The following is a 19,840-nucleotide window of genomic DNA, read 5'->3' as shown; positions in this document are numbered from 1 at the left end:
AGAAGACGGCGCAGGCTACCGCGCGATCACCGATCGGCGTCGGTGTACTTGATGACGCCGCGGATGTTCTTCCCGTCGAGCATGTCCTGGTAGCCGTCGTTGATCTGTTCGAGGGTGTAGGTGCGGGTGACCATGTCCGCGAGGTTGAGCTGTCCGGACTTGTACATCGCCAGCAGGTTGGGGATGTCGACCCGCGCGTTGCAGCCGCCGAAGATGTTGCCCTGCAGATCCTTCTGCAGCATCGCGAACAGGAACGCGTTCAGCTTCACGTCCATGTCCGTCATATGCCCCATCGCGGTGACCACGCAGCGGCCGTTCTTCGCCGTCAGCTGCAGGGCCTCCTCGACGTATTCGCCGCGCATCTCGCCCACGGTGATGATCGTCTTGTCCGCCATGCGGCCCCAGGTGGTCTCCATGATCGGCATGAGCGCCTCGGCCATCGACGCGTAGGCGTGCGTCGCGCCGAACTTCAGGGCCTGCTCCCGCTTCCACGGCACGGGGTCGATCGCGAAGATCTGCCGCGCCCCGGATGCGACGGCGCCCTGCAGCGCGCTCATCCCCACACCCCCGATGCCGATGACGGCGACAGCCTCACCGGGCTTGACGTCTGCGACGTGGGTGGCCGACCCCCAGCCGGTGGGCACGCCGCAGCCGACGAGGGCGGCCAGCTCGAACGGGATGTCCTTGTCGATCTTGACGACCTGGGTCTGGTTGACCGTCATGTAGGGCGCGAAGGTACCGAGCAGGCACATCGGGATCACGTTCTGGCCGCGTGCCCGGATCCGGTAGGTGCCGTCGGAGATGGCCATGCCGCTGAGCAGGCCGGCGCCGAGGTCGCACAGGTTCGAGTGGCCGGTGGCGCACGACGGGCAGCGGCCACAGGCCGGAATGAAGGACAGGACGACGTGATCGCCGACTTCGAGGCCCACGACTCCCTCGCCGACCTTGGTGATGACACCGGACCCCTCGTGGCCACCCATCGCCGGGAAGGACGGCATGGGCGTCGCTCCCGTGACGATGTGGTGGTCCGAGTGGCACATGCCCGCCGCCTCCATGCGGATCTGCACCTCACCCGCGACCGGGTCGCCGATCTCGATTTCCTCCACCGACCACGGCTCGTTGAGACCCCACAGGATCGCGCCCTTGGTCTTCATCTGCATCGCCCTCCGTCACAGTGCGTGTGTACGCATGTGACCATAGCCACAAGACGGCGAAATTGGAACAGGTTCTATGTGTGGCGCGCTGCCGGGTCCCCGCCCGGTCCCGGGTGGGGACTCCGCATGGACACGGCAGCCGAAAGCCGGACCGCCCCCCAGGACTCCGCCCACGGTCACCGAACCCTCCCCGCCGGCCGGGGCAAACCGGACCGACCGCGCGAACAGGACTCGGACCAGGGTGAATCGCAGGGTGAAGCTCGGGAACCGCGTAACCCTCGGCCGTCCGGCAGCGGTGTAGACGGCATGAACGTGATCGCGTCGCTGCTCGTCGCGTGGGTGGCCGTTGCTGCGGTGGTTGCCACGATCGTCGGGGCAGCGATCGCCCTCAGAGCCGAGCACCGGTCGCCGCGGTCCGCCCCGCGGCGGACGAACGGGCCACGGCGATCACCGCACCGTGCGGCACGCGGCGAGCGACTCCGCACCGGCGTGTGCGCGGACTCGCGGGACTGACGCGACGAACACCCCCGCCCCGTCTGCTCGAGGCGGGGGCGTCCGGTATGCGGTGACGCCGAGCGTCGGGGTGCCCGGCGCCACCACGATGTCCATCGACCGGCCGCCGGCGGACGTAACGGCCGACGAGGGTGATAGCCGGGGTGATATTCACGGCCCGGGGTGAAGCCGCGGGTGAAGACCTCCGGGCCCGACCGGCGCCGCCGAAGCCGCGAGATTTCCAAGCAGGGCTGCCCGACCCGGATGTTCGGATAGCTTGGCTGTCGTACCTGCAATTTCGGCGGGCGATTCCGTAGGAGCTGCGCGTGAGGCAACATCCGACTCTCGTCTTCCACGGTGCCGCGAAGACGGTGACCGGCTCGTGCATGGAGGTCGCCCTCGGCGACACGCGGATCCTGGTGGACTGTGGCCTGTTCCAGGGCTCACGCAGCCTCGAGGAGCTGAACCACAGCGACTTCGCGTTCGCGCCGCACGAGATCGACGCCGTGGTCCTCACCCATGCCCACATCGATCATTGCGGCCTGTTGCCCAAGCTGGTGGCGCAGGGTTTCGACGGACCGATCTTCTGCACCGGCCAGAGCGCCGACCTGCTGGAATTCATGCTCGCCGATGCCGGGCGCATCCAGGAATTCGAGGCCGAGCGGCGAAACCGGCGGCGCGATCGCACGCGTGAGAAGCGGTTCGTCCCGCTCTACACCGAGGAGGATGCGCTCGCCGCGTGGGGGCAGACCCGTGCGGTCGCACTCGAGGAGTGGTTCGAGCCCGCCGCGGGCTTTCGTGCGCGACTGTGGAACGCGGGGCACATCCTGGGTGCCGCATCGGCGGAGATCGAGGCGGGGGGCGTGCGCCTGCTCTTTTCCGGCGACCTCGGCCCCGCGCAGAAGGCGTTCCACCCCGATCCCGAGGGCCCATCCGGATCGGACCATGTCGTCTGCGAATCCACCTACGGCAATCGGACTCGGGTGCGGATGACGATCGACCAGCGACGCGACCTGCTCGAAGAGGAGATCCACCGGGCCGTCGGGCACGGCGGTAATCTCGTCATCCCCGCCTTTGCGCTGGAACGGACGCAGGAGCTGCTGCTCGACATCGCACACCTCGCCGACGAGAACCGCATCCCCGCGGTGCCGGTGTTCGTCGACTCACCGCTCGCCAACCGCGCCACCTCGGTGTTCGCCGAGCATGCGGGCGAGCTCGAGGACCTCGAGGGGAAGGACATCTTCCGCCATCCCGCGATCCACTACGTCGACGACGCTGCCGTCTCCAAGCGGATCAACGACATGTCGGGCGCGATCATCATCGCCGCCTCGGGCATGTGCGAGGCGGGACGCATCCGTCATCACCTGAAGCACAATCTCCACCGCCGGGATTCGACGATCCTGTTCGTCGGTTTCCAGGCGCAGGGCTCGCTGGGCCGCGTGATCCTCGACGGCGCGAAGCGCGTCCGCATCTCGGGTCAGGACATCGACGTGCGAGCGCAGATCCGCCGGATCGACAGCTACTCCGCCCATGCCGATCAGACCGAACTGCTGGACTGGATCAAGGCGCGCAGCCCCGTGTCGGGCAGCCTGTTCCTCGCGCACGGCGAACCGGAGGCAGTCGCTGCGCTGGCCGAACTGGTGCGGGAGGTCGACCCTTCGCTGTCGATCATCACCCCGGCGATGGGGGAAGGCTACCTGTTGGCGCCCGGCACCCCGGCCACGCGAATACACCCCGCCCGCGCGGATATGCCACGCCTGACCGGCCGCGATTGGCAGAACGACTACGCCGAACTTGCGGTGAGCCTCAAACAGCAGCTCGCGCGCATCGCGGATGCCGGCTCGCGCCGGAAGGCCATCGCCGAGATCCACGAGATCCTGGACAGCTACACGGACGTCCGCGACGCGGGGCGGCGGACGAAACGGGGTTGAACCGAGCCCGAAGCGAGAGCCACATCGCCGAAGGTCGCCCGAATTGCACCGATCGGGACCTTATGCCCTACCCGAATGGGCCGTTCTACTTCACATCGCCCCGCAGGCCGAATACGCTCGGATCCGGCCGCTATCCCCCCTGCACAGTGGCCCTGCCCCGCCGGCGACGACGCGCGAAGCCGGCGGGGCTTCGCTTTCTCCCTTCGGCACCCCTGCTGTTCTCTCCTCTTCGGCACCCCTGCTGCTTCTCCCCTTCGGCACTACTGCCGCGGCCGCACGAGGTCGGCGTGGCGCTGCGGTGAACGCCCGCACCGACCGGGCCGGCTACCTCTTGCGGGCGGTGAGCAGCAGGTACTCGGCGTCGTACGCGGTCCGGCCGGGCTGCCCGGCTCGGTTCCAGTCGGTGAGGAACTGCAGGAACTTCCGGTCGAGATCTGCGGTCCGGTCGGGGTCCACGGCGTTGAACCGGTACACCGCGATCGTCGGACCGTAGTTGTGCTTCCAGTACTCGCGAAACTCGGTCGGATCCGCGCTGTGGTCCATCACCACGATTCGGCGATCCATGCTCAGGTCGGTGATCCGATCGCCGAACAACTCCCGGACGTGCTGCTCGTCGCCCCACAGCGGGGGCGGCGAAGCGCCGGGCGGCGGTGGCGGCGCATACGGGGCCATGAGCCGGAACAGCTGACCGATGAAGCCCTCCGGCGTCCAGTTGATCATCGCGATCGTCCCGCCCGGCCGGCACACGCGGAGCAGCTCGTCGGCGACGGCCTGGTGGTGGGGTGCGAACATCGCCCCCACGCTCGAGAGCACGACGTCGAAGCTGCCGTCGGGGAACGGCAGGGCCTCGGCGTCCGCTTCCACCCACTCGAGGTCCACGCCCCGCTCCGCCGCGGCTGTGCGGCCCGCGACGAACAACTCCGGCGTCAGGTCGGCGGCGGTGACGATCGCGCCCCGTTCGGCGGCCGGGATGGCAGCGTTGCCGGATCCGGCGCCCACGTCGAGCACCCGCCGGCCCGCCGTCACCCCGGCCGCGGCGACGAGCGTCGGGCCGAACGTCGGGATCAGGTCGGCCGCGACCGCCGGATAGTTCCCGGCCGCCCACAGCGCCCGGTGCTTGGCCTTCAGCGCCCGGTCGGCGTCACGTTCCACGGTGCCGGTCATGGTTACTCCTTCGTCCGGTGTTGCGGGACCGTGCCCCGCACTGGCATCCACACAGACGTCACCGCCACCGCGGGGACGCACACCCGACCCGGACGGGGCGTGCCGGCACCGGCGACTTCGGCAGGGGACCTGCGTCCTTTCGCCGGTACCGTCGTCTGTGAGGGACACCGCCCGTACAGCGCCCCTTCCCCGGAGGACCAGACCATGACCAGGGCATCGACCAGTTCCGCGGCCGGCGCGGACGCCGTGACCACCGAAGCCAGGACCACCGAAGCCATGACCACCGAAGCCGTCTGGCGCGAGTTCGGTGCGCAGCTCCGCGCCTTCGTGCACCGGCGGATCGCGGATCCGGACCGCGCCGACGACGTGCTCGGCGAGATCCTGCTGCGCGTCCACAAGAACCTCGGCCGTGTCGAGGACCGCGAGCACCTGATCCGGTGGGTGTATCGGATCGCCCGCAGCGCGATCATCGACGACTACCGCCGGGCCGCCCGGGATCGGGACCGGCTCGCGCCGCTCACCGGCGATGCACCCGACCAGGCCGGGCAGGAATGGGACGACGACGCGGCGACCACGCTGCGGGAGCTGGCCACCTGCCTGCGCCCGCTGCTCGAGGGGCTCTCCCCCGAGCAGCGCCGAGCCGTCGAGCTGACCGACCTCGAAGGACTGACCCAGGCCGACGCCGCCGCCCTCGAAGGCGTATCCGTGTCCGGAATGAAGTCCCGCGTCCAACGCGGCCGGCGGAAGCTGGCCGAGCTGCTCGGACGGTGTTGCGCGCTGACCCTCGATGCCCACGGGATGCCGATGGACTACACCGCCCCGACCGACTGCCGCTGCGCCGGCAGCCCCCGCTGATCCGGCGCGCCCCGGTGTGCCGTCGCAGGACGGCCCACCGGGGCGAGTGCTGTCAGCCGCAGCAGGCACCCGCGACCGGGCTGTCCTCACTCGCGCACGCAACCGCACACGCCGAGCCCGTCAGCCCGTCCGGGTTGGCGGGGTTGTCGTCGGTGACGGCGTAGTACTCCCACCACCCGTTGGGCACGTCCGGCGCGTCGACGAACACCTTGTCCTGCACGGCATGGCAGCACAGATCCTGCTCGGCCACCGTGGCGGTCAGACCGGCGGCGCGGAACCGGGCCAGCGCTCCGGACACCTCCTCGGAGCCGGCCGCCTCGATCCCCAGGTGGTTCAGGCGTTCGCGCGCACCGGGATTCTCGATCAGCACCAGCTTCAGCGGGGGATCCTCGATCGCGAAGTTGGCGTACCCGGGGCGCTGTTTGTGCGGGGACACCCCGAACAGCGCGGTGTAGAACTCGGTCGCCGCGGTGATGTCCTCGACGTTGAGAGCGAGCTGGACTCGGGTAGCAGGCATGGTGGTCACTCCTCGAAATCGGGACACCGGCCCGGGAATCCACCGCGGATTCTCGTCACCGTGTGTCCTCCCTACTGACGACTGCCGCCCCCGACGGACGCACCCACCGGCACCCGCGCCCCGAGGATGCGTCCCTCGCGCCGCTGCAACGTCGGAAAGAAGACCCAGCCACTGTCACGAAAGGTGCCGTCATGAACACCACTTTGGCCCCGCTGCCCGAGAACTGGAACCGCGCAATGGCCGTCGTCGCCCATCCCGACGACCTCGAGTACGGCGCCGCCGGCGCCATCGCCCGCTGGACCCGGTCGGGCAAGTCGGTGGCCTACGTCATCGCCACCGACGGCGAGGCCGGCATCGACGGCCGTACTCCCGCCGAGGCGGCACCGCTGCGACGCCGCGAGCAACTCGACGCCGCCGCCGTGGTCGGCGTCGAGGACGTGACGTTCCTCGGATACCGCGACGGTGTCGTCGAATACGGACTCGACCTGCGCCGCGCCATAGCCCGCGAGATCCGGCGGTTCCGTCCGGAGGTGTTGATCACCGCCACGTACGAGCCGACCTACGGCCTGAACGGTGGTCGGATCATCAACCAGGCCGACCACCGCGCCGTGGGCGTCGCGGTGCTCGATGCCGCGCGCGACGCCGGCAACCGCTGGATCTTCCCCGAGCTGCTCGACGAGAACCTGCCACCGTGGGACGAGGTCGGCCTCGTGTACCTCATGGGCGCGAACCAGCCTTCGCACGCCGTCGACGTCACCGAGAGCCTCGACGCCGGTATCGAGTCACTGCGCGCCCACCGGTCCTATCTGGACGGACTGGGCCGGGACTTCGATCCCGCGGCATTCCTGCACGAGTTCACCGCGGCGGCCGGAGCGCGCATCGGCGTGCAGCATGCCGTCGCCTTCCAGCAGATCCGGCTCCAGGGAGTGTGACGGTCGAAATCCCGGAGGGTCCGCCGGCACCTGCGCCGCCACCGTCCACGTTTCGTCCGGCCCGAGCGCCCGGTGCCGACTTCCGGGCCGGGAAAACGGCGGGCCGGGCGGGCCCAAATTCGCGACCGAATCGATTATGAGGCAAGCGAATTCAGACTTTTCCCGGCGGGCACCGAACCATCCAGCAGGCCGGTAGGACTGGGTGGACGGCAGTGGCGAGAAACGGGCGGCACCGATTCCGATGTCCGGTTTCGATGTGGATGGTGGGAAACCGGTGGGATTTCGAACGCTCTCGCCCATCGCCGCCACGGCGCACTGCTCCGCTGTCACCGACGCTACCGGCACGGTGGTGCGAGGGTGTGCGCACGCGTTCTTCGTCGATGCACGTGGTCCCTGCGGGGTCGGTGGTGCAGTTCTGCTAACGGCACGCGGGCGCACGAAACCGGATATGGGCATCGAGGCCCCCGTTCGGGGTGCGAGGTAGCAGCTCGGCGGTGGCTCCGCTGGCACGGGCAAGTTGCGCGACGATGGCCAGGCCCAGTCCGCTGCCTTCGGTGTCGGTGCGGGCACGCCAGAACCGATCGAAGGCCCGGAGGCAGTCCTGCGGGGACAGGCCGGGGCCCTGGTCCAGGACGTGCAAGTCGACGACATCGGCGGCGGCGACCGGGGCGACGGTGACCTCGATGGTGGATCCGGGGTCGGACACTGCCAGGGCGTTGTCGAGGAGGTTGTCGATGATCTGCTCGGCGGCGCCGGGCACGGCGAACGTGAGCGCGGCCGTGGGTGCTGTCACGGTGAGCCGGACGTCGGATTCGTCGGCGAGCGGTGCCCATTGTTCGACGCGCGTGCGCGCGATCTCGGCCAGGTCGATCTGCTGGGGTGCGGTGCCGGCGTCGTCGGCGCGGCTGAGCACCAGGAGTGCATCGATGATGTGCTGTAGCCGCAGGGCCTCGTCCTGGGCCGAGGCGAGGGTGCTGCGGACAGCATCGGGATCGGACTCGACGAGGTCGGCTGCGCTGTCGACGCGCAGGCGCAGGGCGGTCAACGGGGTGCGCAACTGGTGGGAGGCATCGCCGGCGAACGCGCGTTGCTGGCGCAGCAGGTACTCGAGCCGGTCGGCCATCCGGTTGAACGAGCGAGCCAGGCTGCGGATCTCCGGCGCCCCGGCGTGCTCGGGGGTGCGTGCCGCCAGGTCGCCTTCGGCGAGTTGTTCGGTGGTGCGGCGCAGCTGCTGCAAACGGCGGGTGACGGGGCCGGCGATGAGGACGGCCACGATTCCGGCCAGGAGCACGGTGATGCCGGCGACGAGCCAGAGCATGCGTAGTTGCCGGTGGACCTGGTCGGTCACCACCTGGGCTGGGTAGGTCAGCCGCACAGCGCCGACGACGCTCTCGCCGCTGAGAACCGGGACCGTCACGTACAGCAGGTCCGTGCCGAGACTGTCCGAACGGCGTTGGCCCGAGGTGATCTGTCCCGACAGTGCCGCACTGATCTCTGGGCGGGACAGATAGGAGGCGCCGGCGCTGGATTGGTCGTCGTCGGAGGTCAGCACGGCGGTGCCGTCGGCGTCGACGATCACCACCCGGGCGCCGCTGGCACGGTGATAGCGCCGGGTGTCGGCGGCCAGTGCCGGATCGATTCCGGTCCTGGCTTCGAGAGTGTCCTCGCTGCGGCCGGCGAGCAAGAACGCGTCCCGCTCGAGGGAGGTGGTGATGCGTTCGCGTTCGACCTGCATCAGGTAGTTGCCGAGCGGGACGTCCTGTACTACCACCACGACGAAGGTGACGGCCATGAACGCGGCCATCAACCGCCATCTCACGGACGATCCCCGAGCCGGAAGCCGACCCCGCGGACTGCTTCGATCCAGCAGGGGTCGCCGAGCTTCTTACGGAGGGCGGCCACATGGGCATCGACGGTCTTGGTGGTGCCGTACCAGTTGGCACCCCACACCTGGTGCAGGATGTCCGAGCGCCGGTACACCGCACCGGGATCCTCGGACAGGTAGCTGAGCAGATCGAATTCCTTCGGCGTCAGGTGGATCTCTCGTTCCTTCAGGTGCACCCGTCGAGTACGGCGGTCGAGGGTCAGGCCCCCGATCGTGCGGATGCCGGTGTGCTCGTGGGCTGTCTCCCCGGGTGCGCCGACCCGCCGTCCGACGGCGCGGATACGGGCGATGAGTTCGCGCATTCCGAACGGTTTGACCACGTAGTCGTCGGCGCCCAATTCCAATGCCAGAACCCGGTCGATTTCCTCCCCGCGGGCGCTGAGCACGATGATCGGAATCGGCGACCGGGCGCGAATGGTGCGACAGACGTCGGTGCCGTCCATGTCCGGTAGCCCCAGATCGAGCAGGACGAACTCCGGGCCCGACTCGGACACCGCCGCGACGGCATCGGCGCCGGTAGCCACCCACCGGGCGTCGAACCCCGCACGGGTCAACCCGTCGCACACCCCGGCGGCGACGGATTCGTCGTCTTCGACCACGAGCACCTGCATGCCCCGAATTATCGGCTCGCACCGAGCCGGGCGTCGATCCGACCACCGCCGGGGGACGAACCCTCGAGTGATCTTGGACGAATCTTGGATCTTTGCGGGACCATCCTTCGCCGATCCGTCCCTACGGTGAAGACATGAGATCGAAAGTGGCGGTGGCTGTTGCCGTGCTATTTGTCCTGGCGATCGGAGCAGCCGCCCTGGCCGTCAACACCCGGATCCTGAGCACCTCCTCGAACAGTGACATCGGACGCGCGAACGAGGTACTCGTCCCCAGCAGTCCCACTTCCGGGGCACCGAGCATCTCCGCCCCGACTCCGGCAACGACCCCCACGTCGACCCGCACGGCGGTACCGACGCGCGAACACGAACCGCCGTCGAGCGAGGATCACGAGGAGCCGGACAGGACCGAGCATGAACCCGACGACTGACCCGAACCTGTCGGGGCGGTCGCCGGCGCATCGGTCCAAGATCACCGCCTCGATCCTGTCCGGCGGTGCCGTGCTCGCCATCGTGTCCGCCATGGCCGCCAATGCCCCCGATCGCTTCGCCGACTCCGGCGCCGACCCCGGCCAGGTCGGCGGGGCCGCTTCCTCGACCGCTGCTACCGGCGGCGTGTCCGATCGAGCGGACACGGCCGCAGTGCCCGCGCCGGCTACCGGCCGCAGCGCCGTGACTGCTCCACACGGCGTCTCCCGCGGATCAGGCGGCTGAGATGGCTTCTCCTCCGCATGCCGGCGCGGCCGGCGCCCGAGCCGGCAGCGAGGCGACGACGATGCGGGCCGTCCGGCAGGACCGTCGCCCCGCTATGGGCGGCACCGCGGCGATCACGGTGGTCGGCGGGCCACCGGGTCTCGTCGACGACTGCTTCGCATTGCTGGACGAACTCGAACAGGCGTGGAGCCGGTTCCTCGACACCAGCGACGTCTGGCGGCTGAACTGGGCGCAGGGGCGACCGGTGCAGGTCCGCTCCTGCACCGTCCGCCTGGTGCGCGAACTGATCCGCGCTTGGGCGCTGACCGACGGCGCCTTCGACCCGACCACGCTGCCGCAGCTGGTCGCCGCCGGCTACGCCACCAGCAGCACCGACCCGACCCGGACTACCATGCTGCCCGACACCGCCACCTGGCCGGGATCCATGACCGACATCGACATCGACGGTCCTCTCGTGCGGCTTTCTGTCGGCACCACCCTCGACCCCGGGGGGCTCGGCAAAGGACTGGCCTCCGACATGCTCACCGAGTTCGTCCTCGACCGCGGCGCCGACGGCGTCCTCGTCGAAGTCGGCGGAGACCTCGTCGTCGCCGGAGCCGCGCCCGACGGCGGCGCCTGGAGCATCGGCATCGAGGACCCTTTCACCGGTGAGCTGCTGACCGTCGTGCGGTTGACGCGTGGGGCCGTGGCCACCTCGAGCCGCCTGGTGCGCATGTGGACCGGCGCCACCGGTCCTGCCCACCACCTGATCGACCCGGCCACCGGCGTCAGCGCTGTCACCTCGACGGTGACCGCCACCGTCGTCGCCGGCAGCGGCGCACGAGCCGAGGCCTTGACCAAGCTCGCCTTCGTCCGAGAACCCGAGGCCCTGCTGGGGCAGGTCCCGCGTCTCGGCGGTGCCGCCCTGGTGCTGTCCGCCGACCGGCGACAACGGCGTTCCGTGAACTGGAGCGATTTCGAATGAGCGATCTGCACCTGTGGTGGTACGTCACCCGCGCCAGCGCCCTCGTCGCCTGGGTCAGCCTGACCGTCGCGGTGCTGTGGGGAGTGCTGCTGTCGACGCGAATCCCGCAGACGGTCGCCAACCCGGCGTGGTTGCAGGATCTGCATCGCTGGCTCGGGGGCACCGCCCTGATCATGACCGGCCTGCACATGTTCTCACTCGTGCTCGACTCGTGGTCCCGGTTCTCCCTCACCGACGTGCTCGTCCCGCTCTCCGCCGGCTACCGGCCCTGGCCGGTAGCCCTGGGCGTCGTGGCGTTCTATCTCCTGCTCGCCGTCTACGGGTCCTCGCTGCTCCGGGCACGCATGTCGCCGCGGTGGTGGAAGCGCCTGCACTACGGCAGCTATGCCGCAGTGGTGCTCGTGTCTTTCCACGCCGGATGGTCCGGCACCGACGCCGGCGCCTGGGGATATCGACTTGTCGCCTTGATCCTGGTGGTCTCGACGATGGTGGCCGTGCTGACGCGTGTTTTGACCGGTGGCGGTCGGCCCCCCGCGTCCCGTCGGACACCGCGGCGGCCGCGGTCGGCACCACAGCCGATGACCGTAGGCGCTACGCATCTGCTGGCCTCCGGCATCGTCGGCATCGACCTGACCGCCCGCGACGGGGGCGAGCTGCCCGTGTGGACACCCGGATCGAATGTGACCGTGTACCTGCCCCACGGCCTCCAGCGCCGTTACTCGCTGTGCGGCGACCCCGCCGACCGCACCCGATACCGGATCGCGGTGCACCGGGCGCCGCACTCCCGGGGTGGCAGTTCCTGGTTGCACGCCAGCGCCCGCCCCGGCACGGTCCTGTACGTCGGCCCGCCGGAGAACCACTTTCCGCTCGAACCCGCACACGACTATCTCTTCCTGGCCGGGGGCATCGGGATCACCCCGATCAAGGCAATGATCGAATCGCTGCCGGCGCACCGCCGATGGCGGCTGATCTACCTCGGTCGCAGCCGAGCCACCATGGCGTTCTGCGAGGAACTCGAGCAGCGATGGCCGCAGAACGTGAGTATCCATGCCCACGACGAAACCGGCAGCCGCCTCGACCTTGCCCCCATCCTCGCCGCTGCCACCGCCGGCGCGGTGTACTGCTGCGGCCCCGCGGCGATGATCGACGAGGTCGTCGCCCGGGTATCGCCCGCACGCCTGCACATCGAACGGTTCACCGCGGCACCGGGACAGTCCCCTGGTCCGCGTCGGCCGATCGATGTCACCTGCAGCCGCAGCAATCGTCACGTGCACGTGTCGGAGAGCCAGTCCGTGCTCGAAGCGCTCGAGAACGCTCGTGTACCGGTAATGGCCTCGTGCCGGGAGGGCGTGTGCGGGGCGTGCGAGACTCGGGTATTGGCCGGCGAGGTCGAGCATCTCGACGCGGTGCCGCACACCCCGGGCAAGGATCGGCTCGGGGTCATGTATCCGTGCATCTCCCGCGCCCACAGCCCCACTCTGGTCCTGGATTTGTGACGCACCCGGCCGGGCGTCACGGTTGCCAAGGTCAGCCGTCGCCATTCCATCCCGGATCCGGTGGCAACGATCGGCCTCACCGGCGCGGGGGGTTGCACGGAGAGTACCGATCGTCACCCACCCCGGCGATCATCGCCGGCAGCATCTTTCGATGATCGGCTCGCCGGCGTGCACCGACACCAGGTCGACCGACCTCGCCCGCCGGTTCTGTCGGGCTCGGCATACTGGACGGGCACAGCGCGCCGGGGACGGCTGCGCCGCGGCCACGGTCGGGCATCGTGCACACCGGCAGGGGCCGTGGGCCGAACATCGGGAAGGTCGACGGGTGATGCAGCAGCGCATCGAGGACTACGCGTTGATCGGTGATCTGCACACCGCCGCGCTGGTGGGCCGGGACGGCTCGATCGACTGGTTGTGCCTGCCCCGGTTCGATTCCCCGGCGTGTTTCGCGGCGCTGCTCGGTGACGACGAGGCCGGACGATGGCTGCTCGCCCCCGCCGACGGCGGTCTGTGCACCCGGCGGGCGTACCGCCGCGACACTCTCGTCCTGGACACCGAGTGGGTCACCGCCACCGGGACGGTGCGGGTCACCGACTGCATGCCGGTGCGGGCCGAGGCCGCCGACGTCGTCCGAGTCGTCGAAGGCCTGGCCGGGTCGGTGCGGATGAACACCGAGCTGCGGCTGCGGTTCGACTACGGTCACGTCGTCCCGTGGGTGCGCCGCGTGCCCGGATCCCTGACCGCGGTCGCCGGGCCGGATGCGGCCTGGCTGCGCACCCCGGTGCCGTTGCACGGCCACGACATGAGAACCACCGCGCAGTTCGAGGTCCGCGCCGGCGAGAGCGTCCCGTTCGTGCTGACCTATGCCTTGTCCTACGGGCACACCCCCCGCCCGCTCGACGCCCTGCAGGCGATCGCCGACACCCAGGCGTACTGGACGGAGTGGATCGAGCGGTGCGACTACACCGGTGAGTACCCCGAGGCCGTGCACCGTTCCCTGATCACGCTCGAGGCCTTGACCTACCGGCCGACCGGGGGGATTCTGGCCGCGGCCACCACCTCGCTGCCCGAGCAGATCGGCGGCAGCCGCAACTGGGACTACCGGTACTGCTGGCTGCGGGACGCCACCTTCACCCTGCAGGCCCTTCTCGGCTGCGGATTCGTCGCCGAAGCCCGGGCCTGGCGGAACTGGCTGGTGCGGGCGGTGGCCGGGAATCCGGCGGACCTGCAGATGATGTACCAGCTCGACGGGGCCCGGCGGGTGCCGGAATACGAGGTGCCGTGGCTGTCCGGCTACGAGGCCTCCGTGCCCGTGCGCATCGGCAACGCCGCCGCCGGGCAGTTCCAGCTCGACGTGTGGGGTGAGGTGCTCGACGGTCTGCACCTGGCCCGGCAGAGCGGCCTTCGCGGTGACCCGGCCTGGGACATCGAGGTGGCATTGCTGGACTTTCTCGAAGGGCACTGGCAGGAACCCGACAACGGGCTGTGGGAGGTACGCGGGCCGGCTCGCCCGTTCGTCCATTCCAAGGTGATGGCGTGGGCCGGGGTCGACCGCGGTATCCGGGCGGTCGAACGGTTCGGTCTGCCCGGCCCGGTCGACCGTTGGCGCGTTCTGCGCGAACAGATCCGAACCGAGATCCTGACGAAGGGATTCGATCCCCACCGCGGCACCTTCACCCAGTTCTACGGCAGCCGCGGCGTGGATGCGGCGTCGCTGCTCATTCCCCGCACCGGGTTCCTGCCGTGGGATGATCCCCGCGTGCTGGGCACCGTGGCCACTGTCGAACGTGAGCTCAGCCGGGACGGCTTCCTGCTGCGTTACCGGCCGGAGCTCGAACACGTCGACGGCATCGCCGAGCCGGAAGGAGCGTTCCTGGCCTGCAGCTTCTGGCTCGCGGACGCCCTGCACGGCGCCGGCCGCACTCGCGACGCCCACGCCCTGTTCGAGCGGTTGCTGTCGGTGCGCAACGACGTCGGGCTGCTCGCCGAGGAGTACGACCCCCACGCCCGTCGGCAGCTCGGCAACGTGCCCCAGGCCTTCAGCCACGTGGCGTTGGTCAACACCGCACGCCACCTCGCCGGCCATGCCGTCCATACCCACCGCCCCACTTCGCGGTGACCACCCGAGCAGCCGTCCGGTCCGGGTCGACCACCTGCTGCCCTCGACGCTCTGCGCGAGCGCCGTGTGTCCCCGATCGCCGAGCGGTCGCCGATCTGGGCCTTTCCCTCGTCGACCGGGATGCTGAGCGACTCCAACAGCTTCCGCAAGTCCGGGCGCCGTCTTTGCAGCTGCCGTCGGCGACGAAGGCGTCCACATCCATAGGTTTCGGCTACCGAGGCCGGACGTAAACCGTCCTGAACAGGGACGATTGTGGGGCGGGCGGGGCTCGAACCCGCGACCAATGGATTATGAGTCCACGGCTCTAACCGACTGAGCTACCGCCCCGTCCGCGCGCATCCGGAGGTACGCGACGTGTGGCGAATGCTACCGGCTGCGGCGGCCGGCCCGCGTCGCGGGTCACCCCCGTGTCGCCCGGCGCGGGCTGTCGCCGACCCGTCGCGGCGGCACCACACGGCTCCTGTAATTTCCGTCACACCCAGCGTCTTTCGTGGCGGCGCAGACGAGAAAACCCCTCCCACCCGAGATCGGGTGGGAGGGGTTTTCTTGGAGCTCCCCCGGCTGGACTCGAACCAGCAACCGTTCGATTAACAGTCGAATGCTCTGCCAATTGAGCTACAGGGGATTGTCCTGCGGTGCTCCGCCGTTTCCCGCGGTGCGTGAAGAACTGTAGCGCCCCACCCGACGCGGCACCAAATCGCCTGCCTGTGAGCCCGAGGGCGAGGATCGGGCAGGATGGGTGGGACGTTGACACGGCTGAATGGAGACGACGTTGATCGGACTGTTGGTGGGGGTTGCCGCGGGCTACGTCCTGGGGACACGGGCGGGCCGCGCCCGGTACGAACAGCTCAGCAGGACGGCGAAGGCGGTCGCGGGTAGTCCGGTGACGAAGAAGGCGATCGAGGTGAGCCGGCAGAAGCTGGCCGACTCGCTCAGCCCGGAGCCGAAGCTCGAGCCGATGAAGCCGCTCGACGAGCAGACCACGATCCTCGTCCCCCGCGACCAGTTGCGGCGGTGATGCGGGTGGCGTGAGTTCAGCCGGCCAGGCCGTCGCCGCTGGTGTCGCCGATGGCCTGGTCGAGCAGGCTGCGCCGGTACTGCTCGAGCGCGACGAGGTCCCCGAGCAACGAGTGGAACTCGTCGGATTCGGTGGCCGGGGAGATGCGCTGCAGTTTGGACTTGAGTTCGGCGACCTGCTCCCCCACCCAGACCTCCTGCAGCCGGGCGAGGACCCCGCCGATGTAGCGGGGCATCCGGTCCTCCTCCGCGGGCAGTGGGTCCACCGCGAGTTCCATGACCAGCGAGTGCACCATCGGGTCGGTGGCGGCGCGCCCGACGGCGTCCACCCATTCCGCGCCGCCGAGTCCCGCGCTCGTCCCGCCGACCGCGGCCACAGCCTCGCGCACCGCCGCGTAGGCCGGGTCGGTGAACGTCTCGGCGGGCAGCGAATCGAACACGGTGCCGGCGATGCCGGGGTACTGCAGCGCCGCCTTGAGGGCGTCGCGCTGCGGCCACAGCGCCGGATCGTTGGGGCGGGGCCGGCGCAGGACCGTGCCCGCCGCGGCCGTCTCCGCCCGCTGTTGCGGCGCGGCGGTGCGCGGCTTCTCGTCGCCGCCGCGGGCGACGCGCCGGGACTCGTCCTGCACGCGCCGGCGCACGGCCGGAATGTCGTCCCAGCCCACCCAGTGCGACAGCTGCACCGCGTAGCTGTCGCGCAGCGTGCGTTCCTTGATCCGGGCCACCACGGGAACCGTGCGGCGCAGCGCCTCCACCCGCCCCTCGGCGGTGTCGAGGTTGTGTTCGGTGAGGATCGACTTGACGACGAACTCGAACATCGGGGTGCGCCGGGCGACGAGGTCGCGCACCGCCCCGTCGCCGGACTTCTGCCGCAGCTCGCACGGATCCATGCCCTGGGGCGCGATCGCGACGAACGTCTTGGCCGTGGTCTTCTGGTCGCCCTCGAACGCCTTCATCGCCGCGGCCCGGCCCGCTGCGTCGCCGTCGAAGGTGTAGATGATCTCACCGCGGAAGTAGCTGTCGTCCATGAGCAGGCGCCGCAGCATCGCCAGGTGCTCGTCGCCGAATGCGGTACCGCACGCGGCCACAGCGGTTTTCACGCCCGACAGGTGCATCGCCATGACGTCGGTGTAGCCCTCGACGATCACGGCCTGGTGCGCCTTGGCGATCTCCCGCTTGGCCAGGTCCAGGCCGAACAGCACCTGAGACTTCTTGTAGAGCAACGTTTCCGGGGTGTTGACGTACTTCGCCGTGAGCGTGTCGTCGTCGAACAGCCGACGGGCACCGAAACCGATGACGTCGCCGGCGAGATTGCGGATCGGCCACAGCAGCCGCCGGTGGAACCGGTCGATGGGTCCGCGGCGCCCCTGTTTGGACAGCCCGGCGGCCTCGAGCTCGGCGAACTCGAAGCCACGGGTGAGCAGGTGCTTGGTGAGGGCATCCCAGCCGTCGGGGGCGTAACCGCACCCGAACACCTCGGCCGCGGACTCGTCGAAGCTGCGCTCGGTCAGGTAGTCCCGCGCCGCCTGCGCGCCGGGCGTACGCAGCTGCTCGGCGTAGAACTCCTGCGCGGCCGCGTTGGCGGCGACGAGCCGGGCGCGGGTGCCCCGGTCGCGCTGCACCGACGGACCGCCGCCCTCGTAGTTGAGGGTGTAGCCGACCCGGTCGGCGAGCTGCTCGACGGCCTCGACGAAGCTGATGTGCTCGATCTTCTGCAGGAACGAGTACACGTCGCCGCCCTCGCCGCAGCCGAAGCAGTGGAAGTGACCGTGGTTGGGGCGGACGTGGAAGGACGGGGACTTCTCGTCGTGGAAGGGACACAGCCCCTTCATCGAGTCGGCGCCGCCGCGCCTGAGGGCGACGTACTCGCCGACGATGTCCTCGATCCGGACGCGGTCGCGGACGGCCGCGATGTCTCTGTCTGAAATACGCCCGGCCACGACGACGAGTCTAGGCGCTACCCCCAACTCGCCTGAGCGGCGAGGCTGTCGCGGTCGATCCGTTCGAGCCGGGCCTCGGTGCACGAGGCGATCTGGTCGACGATCACCCGCATGCGGGCGGCGTCGTCGACGGCGGCGTCCCACAGCGGCACGAAGAACGGGTCGAGGCCGACCGGCGCCGTGCGCATCAGCCATTCGGCGACGCGGTGGATCCGCTCACGTTGCCGTTCCTGACGCTGTCGGTGAGCAGCGTCGGACATCACGAACTGCAGGGCCATGGTCTTGAGCAGCGCCACCTCGGACGCGACGACGGGCGGAACGACGAGGTCGGCGTCGTAGCGGGTGACGGGCCGGTCGCCGGTGACGGCACGGGTGCCGATGATCGCTGCCGTCGCGAATCGGCCGACGAGCTCGCTCGTGAGGCGCTTGAGTGCCACCGAGCACGCGAGGCTGCCGTCGTAGGTGTCCACGGCCTGGACCACCGGCATCTGCGACAGTCGCTTCGCCGCCTCCACCAGCTCGTTCGGGTCCAGGCCGGAGAACTCGCGCATGCCGAGATCGACGAGCGTGTTCACCGACGCCGGGTCGGTGAGCACACGCAGGTCGATCCGTCCGTCGATGACGCCGTCCTCGACGTCGTGGACGGAGTAGGCGACGTCGTCGGACCAGTCCATGATCTGGGCCTCGAGGCACTTGCGCCGGTCGGGCGCGCCGTCGCGCACCCAGGCGAGGACCTCGGCGTCGTCGTCGTAGGCACCGAACTTCGCGCCGGGCGCCGGGCGGGTCCACGGGTACTTCAGCGTCGCGTCGAGTGTCGCGCGCGTGAGGTTCAGACCGGCGCTCGTGCCGTCGGGGTGGAGGATCTTCGGCTCGAGGCACGTGAGGATCCGCAGATTCTGCGCGTTGCCCTCGAACCCGCCGCAGCTCGCGGCCACCTCGTCGAGGGCGCGTTCCCCGTTGTGGCCGTACGGCGGGTGTCCGATGTCGTGCGCGAGGCCGGCGAGGTCCACCAGGTCGGGGTCGCAGCCGAGGCCCTCGGCGATGCTGCGGCCGATCTGGGCGACCTCGATCGAATGGGTGAGCCGGGTGCGCGGAGTGTCACCGTCGCGGGGGCCGACCACCTGGGTCTTGTCGGCGAGCCGTCGCAGCGCGGCGCTGTGCTGGACGCGGGCACGGTCCCGCGCGAACGGCGTACGGCTCGCGGTCGCCGGCTCGGCACCGGCGAGCGCCGACACCTTCGGGACCTCGGCGACGCGCCGCTCGAGTTCGTGTTCGCTGTAGCCCGGCATCACGTCCTCCTTCACTGCGCGGCCGTGTAGGGGAAGTCCGCCGAGTCGTGGGTGAGCTGGTACCAGATCAGCGCGCCCGTCTCGCGGGCGATCCCGTGCAGCTGCGACTCCCGGGTGTACACGGCGGGGCCGGTGCGGGTCGGCGCGGTCCACGCGTCGAGACCGGCGTCGCGGGCCATGGTGCGAGTGCGCAGCGAATGCCACGGATCGCTCACCAGCACCGCGGAGTGCAGTCCCTGCCCGGCCATCTCCCGGCTGACCGCCTCGACGCTGAGCAACGTGTCCGACCCCTCTTCGACGGCGGTGATCGCCGACTCCGGCACTCCCTGCGCGATCAGGTAGTTCTTGCCGGACGCCGCCTCGGTGAAGAGGTCGCCCTCCTGCTTGCCGCCGACGGTGACGATCCGCTCGGCCACCCCGTTCTCGTACAGGGTGAGGGCCTGGTCGAGCCGGGCCTGGAACACCGACGACGGGGTGCCGGAGTACTGGGCGGCGCCGAGGACCACGATGGCGTCGGCCCGGCTCCAGTCGTCGATGCGCGCCACCTGCCACACGCGGACCGCGGTTCCGGCGAGGACGGCGATCGCCGCGAGCAGCACCCCGAGCACCAGCCGGCGCGTCCAGCGCGCGACGCCCGCACCGAACCCGCGCGGGGGTTCGGGCAGGGACGGGGCCGGGCGTGGGCGGGCTGCGGTACTCACTCCCCGATTCTGCCAGTGTTCCGAGCGCGCCCACCCGGCGACGCGCCACGGGCGACAGCGCA

16 protein-coding genes and 2 tRNA genes are annotated in these 19,840 nt (G+C 70.0%); 8 read left to right on the top strand and 10 right to left on the bottom strand.

The features are described 5' to 3' along the window. Positions 1–26: 26 nt before the first annotated feature. Positions 27–1,154 carry an NDMA-dependent alcohol dehydrogenase gene (locus A4U64_RS08845; protein WP_065923445.1) on the bottom strand — a complete coding sequence of 376 codons (1,128 nt, stop codon included), beginning with the start codon at positions 1,152–1,154 and terminating at the stop codon, positions 27–29. A gap of 818 nt (positions 1,155–1,972) precedes the next feature. Here A4U64_RS08845 and A4U64_RS08835 point away from each other — a divergent pair. Then, on the top strand, positions 1,973–3,577 hold the full coding sequence (locus A4U64_RS08835; RefSeq protein WP_157127577.1) for an MBL fold metallo-hydrolase RNA specificity domain-containing protein: 1,605 nt from the start codon (positions 1,973–1,975) through the stop codon (positions 3,575–3,577). Between the two features lie 324 nt (positions 3,578–3,901). Here the strand turns inward: A4U64_RS08835 and A4U64_RS08830 are convergent, their stop codons facing one another. Further along, positions 3,902–4,741, bottom strand: coding sequence for a class I SAM-dependent methyltransferase (locus tag A4U64_RS08830; RefSeq protein ID WP_006947644.1), 840 nt, complete (start codon positions 4,739–4,741; stop codon positions 3,902–3,904). 204 nt (positions 4,742–4,945) lie between these two features. On the opposite strand from A4U64_RS08830, the gene A4U64_RS08825 reads away from it, so the two are divergent. Further along, positions 4,946–5,596, top strand: coding sequence for a sigma-70 family RNA polymerase sigma factor (locus A4U64_RS08825; protein WP_065922465.1), 651 nt, complete (start codon positions 4,946–4,948; stop codon positions 5,594–5,596). Between the two features lie 52 nt (positions 5,597–5,648). On the opposite strand, the gene A4U64_RS08820 is transcribed toward A4U64_RS08825, so the two are convergent. Next, the gene (locus A4U64_RS08820; protein WP_065923443.1) at positions 5,649–6,113 is read right to left on the bottom strand and encodes an ArsI/CadI family heavy metal resistance metalloenzyme; all 465 of its coding nucleotides are present in this window, start codon (positions 6,111–6,113) and stop codon (positions 5,649–5,651) included. A gap of 191 nt (positions 6,114–6,304) precedes the next feature. Here A4U64_RS08820 and A4U64_RS08815 point away from each other — a divergent pair, with 191 nt between their 5' ends. Then, a complete protein-coding gene (locus A4U64_RS08815) occupies positions 6,305–7,045 on the top strand; it encodes a PIG-L deacetylase family protein (protein ID WP_006947641.1) in 741 nt (246 codons plus the stop codon). A gap of 418 nt (positions 7,046–7,463) precedes the next feature. Here A4U64_RS08815 and A4U64_RS08810 read toward each other — a convergent pair whose 3' ends face one another. Continuing rightward, positions 7,464–8,864 carry a sensor histidine kinase gene (locus tag A4U64_RS08810; protein WP_157127576.1) on the bottom strand — a complete coding sequence of 467 codons (1,401 nt, stop codon included), beginning with the start codon at positions 8,862–8,864 and terminating at the stop codon, positions 7,464–7,466. Continuing rightward, on the bottom strand, positions 8,861–9,541 hold the full coding sequence (locus A4U64_RS08805) for a response regulator transcription factor (RefSeq protein ID WP_006947639.1): 681 nt from the start codon (positions 9,539–9,541) through the stop codon (positions 8,861–8,863). Before A4U64_RS08805 ends, A4U64_RS08810 begins: the two co-directional genes overlap by 4 nt. Before the next feature lie 411 nt (positions 9,542–9,952). Between A4U64_RS08805 and A4U64_RS08795 the strand changes: the two genes are divergently transcribed. The 4 genes from A4U64_RS08795 to A4U64_RS08780 all read left to right on the top strand — a co-directional run bounded on the left by A4U64_RS08795 (position 9,953) and on the right by A4U64_RS08780 (position 14,831). After that, positions 9,953–10,252: a hypothetical protein gene (locus tag A4U64_RS08795; RefSeq protein ID WP_065922462.1), complete on the top strand. Its 300-nt coding sequence runs from the start codon at positions 9,953–9,955 to the stop codon at positions 10,250–10,252. Between the two features lies 1 nt (position 10,253). Next, positions 10,254–11,216, top strand: a complete 963-nt coding sequence (locus A4U64_RS08790; protein WP_231772717.1) for an FAD:protein FMN transferase — start codon at positions 10,254–10,256, stop codon at positions 11,214–11,216. Continuing rightward, positions 11,213–12,712, top strand: coding sequence for a 2Fe-2S iron-sulfur cluster-binding protein (locus A4U64_RS27665; protein WP_084648615.1), 1,500 nt, complete (start codon positions 11,213–11,215; stop codon positions 12,710–12,712). Before A4U64_RS08790 ends, A4U64_RS27665 begins: the two co-directional genes overlap by 4 nt. A 328-nt stretch (positions 12,713–13,040) precedes the next feature. Further along, positions 13,041–14,831: a glycoside hydrolase family 15 protein gene (locus tag A4U64_RS08780; RefSeq protein WP_065922460.1), complete on the top strand. Its 1,791-nt coding sequence runs from the start codon at positions 13,041–13,043 to the stop codon at positions 14,829–14,831. Between the two features lie 253 nt (positions 14,832–15,084). Here the strand turns inward: A4U64_RS08780 and A4U64_RS08775 are convergent. After that, positions 15,085–15,158: transfer RNA gene (locus A4U64_RS08775), tRNA-Ile, on the bottom strand. A gap of 225 nt (positions 15,159–15,383) precedes the next feature. Next, a tRNA-Asn gene (locus tag A4U64_RS08770) sits at positions 15,384–15,456 on the bottom strand. Positions 15,457–15,603: 147 nt separating this feature from the next. Here A4U64_RS08770 and A4U64_RS08765 point away from each other — a divergent pair. Beyond that, complete coding sequence (locus tag A4U64_RS08765; RefSeq protein WP_010594277.1) at positions 15,604–15,849, top strand: hypothetical protein; 246 nt, start codon at positions 15,604–15,606, stop codon at positions 15,847–15,849. A 16-nt stretch (positions 15,850–15,865) separates the two neighbouring features. On the opposite strand, the gene dnaG is transcribed toward A4U64_RS08765, so the two are convergent. From dnaG to A4U64_RS08750, 3 genes are read right to left on the bottom strand one after another with little or no spacing between them, the layout of a single operon-like run. Beyond that, positions 15,866–17,788: a DNA primase gene (gene dnaG, locus A4U64_RS08760; protein ID WP_006947623.1), complete on the bottom strand. Its 1,923-nt coding sequence runs from the start codon at positions 17,786–17,788 to the stop codon at positions 15,866–15,868. Between the two features lie 17 nt (positions 17,789–17,805). Beyond that, positions 17,806–19,077, bottom strand: a complete 1,272-nt coding sequence (locus tag A4U64_RS08755; protein WP_006947621.1) for a deoxyguanosinetriphosphate triphosphohydrolase — start codon at positions 19,075–19,077, stop codon at positions 17,806–17,808. Positions 19,078–19,088: 11 nt separating this feature from the next. Beyond that, positions 19,089–19,778 (bottom strand): YdcF family protein, encoded by a 690-nt coding sequence (locus tag A4U64_RS08750; RefSeq protein ID WP_373566438.1) that lies wholly within the window; start codon positions 19,776–19,778, stop codon positions 19,089–19,091. Between the last annotated feature and the right edge of the window lie 62 nt (positions 19,779–19,840).

Origin of the sequence: Rhodococcus sp. WB1 (genome assembly GCF_001700945.1) — a bacterium.
Classification (GTDB): Bacteria; Actinomycetota; Actinomycetes; order Mycobacteriales; family Mycobacteriaceae; genus Rhodococcus; species Rhodococcus aetherivorans.
This window is presented reverse-complemented; position numbering and strand designations above follow the sequence as displayed.

Bases quoted from the DNA above. Each gene is read 5' to 3' on its own strand.
- A4U64_RS08845 (WP_065923445.1), bottom strand. From the start codon at position 1,154: ATGAAGACCAAGGGCGCGATCCTGTGGGGTCTCAACGAGCCGTGGTCG.
- A4U64_RS08830 (WP_006947644.1), bottom strand. From the start codon at position 4,741: ATGACCGGCACCGTGGAACGTGACGCCGACCGGGCGCTGAAGGCCAAG.
- A4U64_RS08825 (WP_065922465.1), top strand. From the start codon at position 4,946: ATGACCAGGGCATCGACCAGTTCCGCGGCCGGCGCGGACGCCGTGACC.
- A4U64_RS08820 (WP_065923443.1), bottom strand. From the start codon at position 6,113: ATGCCTGCTACCCGAGTCCAGCTCGCTCTCAACGTCGAGGACATCACC.
- A4U64_RS08815 (WP_006947641.1), top strand. From the start codon at position 6,305: ATGAACACCACTTTGGCCCCGCTGCCCGAGAACTGGAACCGCGCAATG.
- A4U64_RS08805 (WP_006947639.1), bottom strand. From the start codon at position 9,541: ATGCAGGTGCTCGTGGTCGAAGACGACGAATCCGTCGCCGCCGGGGTG.
- A4U64_RS08795 (WP_065922462.1), top strand. From the start codon at position 9,953: ATGAACCCGACGACTGACCCGAACCTGTCGGGGCGGTCGCCGGCGCAT.
- A4U64_RS08790 (WP_231772717.1), top strand. From the start codon at position 10,254: ATGGCTTCTCCTCCGCATGCCGGCGCGGCCGGCGCCCGAGCCGGCAGC.
- A4U64_RS27665 (WP_084648615.1), top strand. From the start codon at position 11,213: ATGAGCGATCTGCACCTGTGGTGGTACGTCACCCGCGCCAGCGCCCTC.
- A4U64_RS08780 (WP_065922460.1), top strand. From the start codon at position 13,041: ATGCAGCAGCGCATCGAGGACTACGCGTTGATCGGTGATCTGCACACC.
- A4U64_RS08755 (WP_006947621.1), bottom strand. From the start codon at position 19,077: ATGCCGGGCTACAGCGAACACGAACTCGAGCGGCGCGTCGCCGAGGTC.